The organism is Mesobacillus subterraneus, from assembly GCF_000934845.1.
Classification (GTDB): Bacteria; Bacillota; Bacilli; order Bacillales; family Cytobacillaceae; genus Mesobacillus; species Mesobacillus stamsii.
The window spans coordinates 1-7825 of the sequence record NZ_JXIQ01000091.1 but is presented as its reverse complement, the minus strand read 5'-3'; the positions used below and the strand labels follow the sequence as shown (position 1 = coordinate 7825).

The 7825-nt window shown below is 41.9% G+C and carries 6 protein-coding genes; 1 reads left to right on the top strand and 5 read right to left on the bottom strand.

Annotation, left to right across the window (positions count from 1 at the left end):
• Nucleotides 1–804 precede the first annotated feature (804 nt).
• The 5 genes from UB32_RS11530 to UB32_RS11515 all read right to left on the bottom strand — a co-directional run bounded on the left by UB32_RS11530 (nucleotide 805) and on the right by UB32_RS11515 (nucleotide 5679).
• Nucleotides 805–2073, bottom strand: coding sequence for a cytosine deaminase (locus UB32_RS11530; protein ID WP_044393959.1), 1269 nt, complete (start codon nucleotides 2071–2073; stop codon nucleotides 805–807).
• A 4-nt stretch (nucleotides 2074–2077) separates the two neighbouring features.
• Entirely contained in the window at nucleotides 2078–3343 is a 1266-nt protein-coding gene (codB, locus tag UB32_RS11525) for a cytosine permease (protein ID WP_044393957.1), read from the bottom strand.
• Between the two features lie 576 nt (nucleotides 3344–3919).
• On the bottom strand, nucleotides 3920–4345 hold the full coding sequence (locus tag UB32_RS11520) for an acyl-CoA thioesterase (protein ID WP_044393961.1): 426 nt from the start codon (nucleotides 4343–4345) through the stop codon (nucleotides 3920–3922).
• Between the two features lie 260 nt (nucleotides 4346–4605).
• Nucleotides 4606–4764: a DUF3934 domain-containing protein gene (locus UB32_RS19485; protein WP_084221813.1), complete on the bottom strand. Its 159-nt coding sequence runs from the start codon at nucleotides 4762–4764 to the stop codon at nucleotides 4606–4608.
• Between the two features lie 381 nt (nucleotides 4765–5145).
• Complete coding sequence (locus UB32_RS11515) at nucleotides 5146–5679, bottom strand: cupin domain-containing protein (RefSeq protein WP_044393955.1); 534 nt, start codon at nucleotides 5677–5679, stop codon at nucleotides 5146–5148.
• A gap of 166 nt (nucleotides 5680–5845) precedes the next feature.
• Between UB32_RS11515 and UB32_RS11510 the strand changes: the two genes are divergently transcribed.
• On the top strand, nucleotides 5846–7672 hold the full coding sequence (locus UB32_RS11510; RefSeq protein ID WP_052807017.1) for a S9 family peptidase: 1827 nt from the start codon (nucleotides 5846–5848) through the stop codon (nucleotides 7670–7672).
• Nucleotides 7673–7825 lie beyond the last annotated feature (153 nt).

The window sequence follows — 7825 nt, the reverse complement described above, 5'->3', positions numbered from 1 at the left end:
GTCTGAAACAGGTAGCTAAGAATCCCACTGACGTTAGTCAGCTTGCGACTTTAGTCGTGGGAGTCTCAACTGTTCACTAACCCTTTAAATGCTTTGTCATGCTCCTTAATAACATCATTTAAAATATCCATAAATTCTGCATCAACACCTTCAGGAAGTGTTACCTGTTCTTTTTTTCTCAAAACAATTTTCCCATCCTTCCCCTCAACTTGGACATCATCTCCATGTGCTTAGCCCACTTGTTTGCGTAATTCAATAGGAAGAGTGATTCCAAAACTATTTCCGATTTTAGTAACTTTCTTTCGAATTGTTCCAAATTATCACATCCTTGTTATAATTTTTATAACCATTGTAACACGCAATTACAGACTAGAAAAAACAGTTATTCTACGAAATATTTCACTTAACGAAAATCGTCCTGAAAATCGCTTCAACCAAAATAATTAATCCTCGCAAAACTCCCACTACTGATTATAGCCATGACTTTGCGGAACTTTCTCCATTTTGGAGAGATGTATATTAGCGTCAGATACTTGCTAGAGGATATTCATGGCAATAAAAAAAAGCAGTGGATTCAAAAACTGAATCCTTCTGCTTTTAGGTTGATCTTACTATTTATTAGGCTCTTTTCTCAAACTTTGTTGCTATTGACTACAAAAATAGAATGGAATGACCTATGTTTCTTCACAAAATGAACGCTTATTATGAGAAAAGAGCTTGCACACTTGATACCGACTTACAAAATAGCGTGTTAGCCCGTTAAAATCGGCTTTCGGATTTTAACAACCATCTTTACGAAAACTGCTATTTATTAAAAAGAATTTTTTCCTCTGAATCGCCAATTCGAATGGATGCTTCACTTGGTTTCGTTTCTGCAATTATTTTCCCTTCACGAATCGAGTACCGTACTGCGGCCTGCTTACGGATTGCTTCGTATTCGTTTTCAGCTGCTAGTACTATGAAATTGGCAGGCTTGCCTGTTTCGATTCCATAGCTCTCCTCGATGTTCAAGGTTTTGGCGCTGTTTGTTGTGATTAAATCGATTGAGTTCATGATTTGCTCATAGCCCATCAATTGGGAAACATGGATGCCCATATGCAGAACCTGAAGCATATTGCCTGTTCCTAGTGGATACCACGGATCAAAAATGTCATCATGGCCAAAGCTTACATTCAGTCCTGCTTCAAGCAATTCTTTTACCCGTGTGATTCCCCTGCGCTTCGGATACGTATCAAACCTGCCTTGAAGATGGATGTTCACTAACGGGTTTGCAACAAAATTGATGTTGGACATCTTCAATAATCTGAAAAGTTTGTACGTGTAGGCATCATTATAAGAGCCCATTGCTGTTGTGTGGCTGGCTGTGACACGGTTGTTCAATCCGCGTTCATAAGCTTCGGTCGCCACTACTTCAACGAATCGAGATTGTTCATCATCAATTTCATCACAATGGATATCTACAAGGCGATCATATTTTTCAGCCAGGTCAAACGCTGTTTTTAATGAAGACACGCCATATTCCCTTGTGAATTCAAAATGAGGAATGCCGCCAACGACATCAGCCCCCATTTTCAAGGCTTCCTCAAGCAGCTCTGCCCCGCTTGGGAAAGAATTGATTCCTTCCTGAGGAAAGGCTACAAGCTGTATGTCTACATAGGAGGCCATTTCTTCTTTTACCTCAAGCAGCGCTTTTAAAGCTGTTAACTTAGGATCCGTCACATCTACATGTGTGCGGACATGCTGGATTCCCTGGGCAACTTGCCATTTCAATGCTGTTTTAGCTCTTGTTTTCACATCATTCTCTGTTAATGTTTCTTTACGCTGGGACCATCTCTGGATGCCTTCAAACAATGTCCCGCTCTGGTTCCATTCCGGCTCACCTGCCGTCAAAGTTGTGTCAAGATGGATATGCGGCTCGATGAACGGGGGCAGCACAAGTGAACCTTCAGCATCGAGCACTTCCTGCCCTGTTTCTTCTATTACATTCTGTGTAATTTGATCGAACTTCCCTGCTTTTATAGCTATATTCCATAGCCCGTCTTTTCCTCTGAGTTTTGCATTTTTAATAATCACTTTTTTAAGCCACCTTCTTCAATTCTGTCATAGAAGCATTTTTTGCCTGCACTAACACCGCAATCTTTGAAACGATGACGAATGTTAAGACTGATCCCAATAGCGCATTGATTGGCGGGATGCCTGGAACAAAATTCGCTCCTGCAATACCAACGGCCCATGCAAGTATTGCAATCCAGTTAACTGCTTTAAATTCCATTTCTTCGAATCGCTTGTATTTTCCACGATTGACGATGAAGTAATCCGCTAAAATAATCGCTCCGATTGATGGCAGAGCAGTTCCTAAAATCGTCAGCCAGCCAACAAAGTTATTGTAAAGCCACATTGCTGCAATCGTACCGACGATGCCGTTGAAGATGACGACCTTACTTTTTGCGATTTTAGTAATATTGGAAAACCCAAGACCTGAAGCGTATAATGCATTATCGTTTGTTGTCCAGATATTTAAGCCTAGCACGATGATTGCCGGTATAATCAATTTTTGCAGGAACATTACCTCTGAGATATCAGACTGCCCTGTGGCAATCGCACCAATTGCTCCAAACACGAACATAAGAGAATTTCCGATAAAGAAGGCCACGACTGTTGTGATGACAGCTGACTTTTTCGTATGGGCAAAGCGAGCAAAGTCTGGTGTCAATGTACCTGCACTGATGAATGATCCGACAGTAATTGTTAACGCCGCTGCCAGTCCAATCGCTTCAGTTGGCTGATATTGCAATAATCCTTCCAACCCGCCAACTGTTTCGGTTGCTTTAAAAACCGAGAAGCTTCCTAATACAGTGATTAAGGGTACTGCTATGAAACTAAGAATTGCGAGTGCCTTCATTCCGAAGAATGCGGTAGCTGTCATTAAAATACCAGCAACAGCGATGAGCAAAGTCGTATCCATTCCAGTCACTTTTTGGACAGGAAGAGCGAACATCGCTACCCCAACTCCAAACCAGCCTACCTGTGTAGCTGCCAGTAAAAACGAGGAAAGATAGGAGCCTTTTTCCCCAAAAGCATAGCGGGCAAGCAAATGGGTTGATAACCCCGTTTTAGCTGCGATATAAGCAAGGGCTCCTGTATAAGCCCCAAGAATCAGGTTTCCTGCCAGGACAATTCCGATGAATTGAATAAATGTTAACCCAGTTCCTAACGTTCCCCCAGACCACATACTAGCTGAGAAGAAAGTAAGCCCTAGCATCACAACAAGCATTTTCCAGAATCCACTTCGGTTACCTTGTGGCACGGCCTGTAACGGAAAATCTAAATCTACTTTTTTCATTTCAATTCCTCCAATGTCTATTGTTTTGAATCTGGTACCGAAGAGATCTTCGATTTAGACATTTGGAAACGAAAAAAGGCTACTTGCCGTTTTCCGACAAGTAGCCTTTCCGCCATGATAAACCAAAGAGCATGGGTATACCTCACCCAATGGCCATCATTACATCCGCTGTCCTTGTCAGCCTCACGGGACTGAATTAAAGGTACCAGTATTTAATTGTTCTTAGTATCACAGAAATTCTGCTAGATGTCAATATGGATATTTTGATAGGATGATATTTCTTGAAGGATTTAGTCTTTAAGAAATGATTTAAAGGAGCATTTAACATCATATTTCACTTCTATGGCCCACCACGATTGGAATACAGGAGACCCGCTCATTTTGAAAGATGAATCGGAAATGAAAAAGACCGTCCCCATCTCCCGTTATCCCTCAATCGTTTTTCATGAAATTTTGTCTCTCCAAGTATTTCAGCATTGTTTGTGAAAATTCCTGATCGGTGCCTGTGGATTCCATCATATAATTCCAAAATAATCCCACCTCAGTATCAGTTATCACAAAGGATAGTTCCGTTTTCTATCCTTTTTCCAGTTCTACTAAATATTCCTTTAATCGATCTTTTGTTTTAGAGGAGAGCGGCGCCGACTTTCTAGTATGCTCGTCCATTTGAACAATAACGGTCTCAGCCATCGCAGCAAGCTTTCCTTTTTGATAGATTCCTTGAAATAAAGAAAAGGAACTGCTGCCAACTCTTGTAATGGCACTGCCGATTTCCACTGTTCCAGGCCACCGTATTTCTGAAAGCAGATCCAGCTTTAGGCTCGCTATGACGAACGCGGCGTTTTCAGCATGCAGCGGCTCATTTGCATAGAGAAGCTCGGTTCTTCCCGTTTCCAGGAAGGTTGAAAACAGTGCGTTATTCACATGTCCCTGTCGATCCGTATCTGCATATCTGATCTTGTCATATGCCTTTAATGGAAAAGCTTCATATTCTGGTTTCATCTGAATCACGATCATTCCTCCTGCATCTATGCTTTCTTGTTAGATACTTCAACAACTTAAACGACAATTCCTTCTTAAACCTGTTTGCTCTTCTTTAAATGATGATATCCAATTCAGTTGCAACTGAAATAATCAAAGAGAAGTGCAGGTCCTGCTTGAGACCCTGGCATGTTTTTAGATGATAGTTTGTATTAACGAACTTTCCCTCCAAAGAAAAAAACACTTAGAGAATCAACTCTATGTGTTTTCTGAAATCTCTATCAGTCATCATTACTCGTCTTGGAACCATCTGTGTTTTTTACACCTTTACTTTTGTAAGGTTTAGCACTTTTTGCTTTGTTTGCACTGGCTTGCCAGCGGTTCCAACCTTTTTTTCCTGTTCCACTGCCTGTTCCGTTTTTACCCTTGGTTTTACTCATTGAATCAACTCCATTATTCTTTACGTTGTTCTACCGCTCATTGAATAGTCTTAACCATTTTAAATTGGCAAAACCAATAAGCAATGAAATATAAGCATATTACATTAGTTAGTATTTTACCAACACACAATGAAGGGATGATGTCCCCTTGCTCCAATTTAAAGGTAAACTCCAGATTTTATCAACTAGACGTTATGTTCAGATGACTCATTTTAACGAATTTCCCTTCATACAAAAACGAAGGAAGAAGGAAGGCGAAAAGCTTTCCATGCCTTAAATTTACATCAAAGCTCGGATTCCTTCTCCTTACGTCTTATCCGGAAAAAAATAGTGAAGAGTAGCCTTTTTAGATTCCATAGTTAGATTCTTACAATCCCCTTGTCACACCCTTGTCGCCGCCATCGCATCGGCTTTCGTCCTATGAACAGTTCCGAATGGATGGTTAGGGGGAGCGTAGATGGAGTATAGCTTTAACGGAGTATTACCGGTATTGGTCACATTATGCCATGTTCTAGCTGGAACCATGATTGCAAAATCGTCACTGACCGGGCTTTGAAAGGTTAGGTTCTTTTTGCTCTTGCCCATCTGAACGATCCCCTGGCCTTGCTCGATCCGTAAAAATTGATCTACATTAGGATGCATTTCCAAACCGATATCACCGCCAACAGGGATGCTCATCAACGTGACTTGTAAATGCGGTCCTGTCCATAAAGCCGTGCGGTACGTGTTGTTTTGTTTCGTCGCTTCATTGATATTGACCACATATGGATTTGGTCCATAATCCGCTAAAGGAATCCTTCCATTACCGTTAGGATAGCGGTATGCATGAAAGCCGTTCACCTGCAGCACTCCATAAGGGTTCGCCCACTGACCAGACTGTCTTCCATAGTAATAACCATTTGGATCATAGTACATTTTTGTCAATCCCTCCCTAATTTATCAACATATCCTATGCAATTAATATGGGTGGAGACACAATAACAGTTGTTCATGCATTAGCTCTCCCCTTCGCAATCTTTAAAAAGGTTTTTACAGTTATTGAGCGAATTCTTAATGCAATGGAAAGGAGATGGGAAAAATTATGGTTAAAGAGAGTAAGGTCACTGAAGTAAAGCGGTACACAATACAGCAGTTTTATGAATCAGAGTCGATAACGGATAATTCGATTTCATCTGATGGCAGGAAAGTTTTGTTTTCAGGAGACAAAAACGGGATTTACAACGCATATTGTCTGTCAGTTGACGATGGAGTGAGGACACAGCTTACGCACTCTGAGGATAATGCAGTTCATATTGCAGGCTATTTTCCCGATGATGACCGGTTTTTATTTTTAAGTGATAAGGGCGGGAACGAAATCTTACATATTTATGTAAAAAATGAGAATGGGGAAGAGCTTGATCTCACTCCAGGAGAGCAAGAGCGTGCGGAATTTTATGGCTGGAGTCAGGACGGAAAAAGCTTTTTCTACGGGTCCAATAAGCGGAAGCCTAGTTTCATGGACGTCTACGAAATGGATATTGCCACTTTTGAATCTACTTGTATTTTTACGAATGAGGAAGGATATGAATTTGGGTCTGTCTCTCTGAATAAACAGTTTATTTCCTTAGGAAAAGTGAACAGTGCCAATGATTCCAATGTTTATGTTTTTGACCGGCAAACAGAGCAGCTTATGCATGCCACTCCGCATGAAGGGGATATCCAGAACATCCCACAAGCATTCTGCAGGAATTCCGAGACCCTTTATTTCCTAACTGATGAAAATGAGGAATTCTTCTATCTGAAAAAGTATCATCTTTTTACAGGGCTAACAGAGGATGCTGTGAAGGAAGATTGGGATATCATGTTCACGCGCTTCTCCAAACAGCATACCTATATGGTTTATGGGGTTAATCAGGATGCCAGTACTGTCGTCAAGGTCCTTCACACAGGAACTGGAGATTATCTGGAGCTGCCTCAACTTCCAGAAGGGCAGATTTTGGACTTGAAATTTTCGGCAGATGAGAGTCTGATAACTTTCTTGTTTAACAGCACGACTTCGCCTACGAACTTATATAGCTACGAGCTTGGAACAGCTCAATTAAAACAGCTTACTGATACTCTTAACCCGGAGATCAACCAAGCGGACTTGGCAGACGCGGAAGTGATTCGTTTCCATTCTTTTGATAGATTGGAGATTCCGGCAATTTATTACCAGCCAAATGTGAAAACAGGCGAAAAGGCAGCTGCCCTTGTATATGTCCACGGAGGTCCTGGCGGGCAGTCAAGAACAGATTACAACCCGCTGTTACAATACTTGTCCAATAACGGTTATGCTGTTTTAGCAGTAAATAACCGCGGCAGTTCGGGATATGGAAAAACCTTCTTTAGCGCGGCCGACCTGAAGCACGGGGAAATTGATCTTGAAGATTGCATCCAGGCCAAGAAGTTTCTCCAGGAGCAGGCTGATATTGATGGCGAACGGATCGGAATCATTGGCGGAAGCTACGGTGGCTATATGGTTCTTGCCGCGTTAGCTTTCAGACCGGATGAGTTCAATGTCGGGGTGGATATCTTCGGAGTCTCCAACTGGGAACGTACGCTGAAAAGCATTCCGGCCTGGTGGGAAAGCTTCCGAAACGCACTTTACAAAAAAATCGGAGACCCGTATACGCAGACAGAATACATCCGGAGCATCTCACCACTGTTCCATGCTGACAAAATCAACAAGCCGATGATTGTTTTGCAGGGCGCAAATGACCCGCGTGTCCTCAAGGTCGAGTCTGACGAAATCGTGACTGCATTAGAAAGGAACAATGTACCGGTGGAATATATCGTCTTCCCTGATGAGGGACACGGATTTATGAAAAAGGAAAACCGGATAAACGGCTACCGAGCCGTCTTGGATTTTTTGGAACATTATTTAAAATGATCGTACTAAAAAAATCGTCTGGAGTGACTTCCAGGCGATTTTTTCGGCATAAATCCACGAGAATTGAATTACAGATTTTCCGAACGAGAAAGCCCACGCAGGTGCGATAGCACCCTCTTTAGAGGTGGGATGAAAGTTCGGTCAGACAAGGGG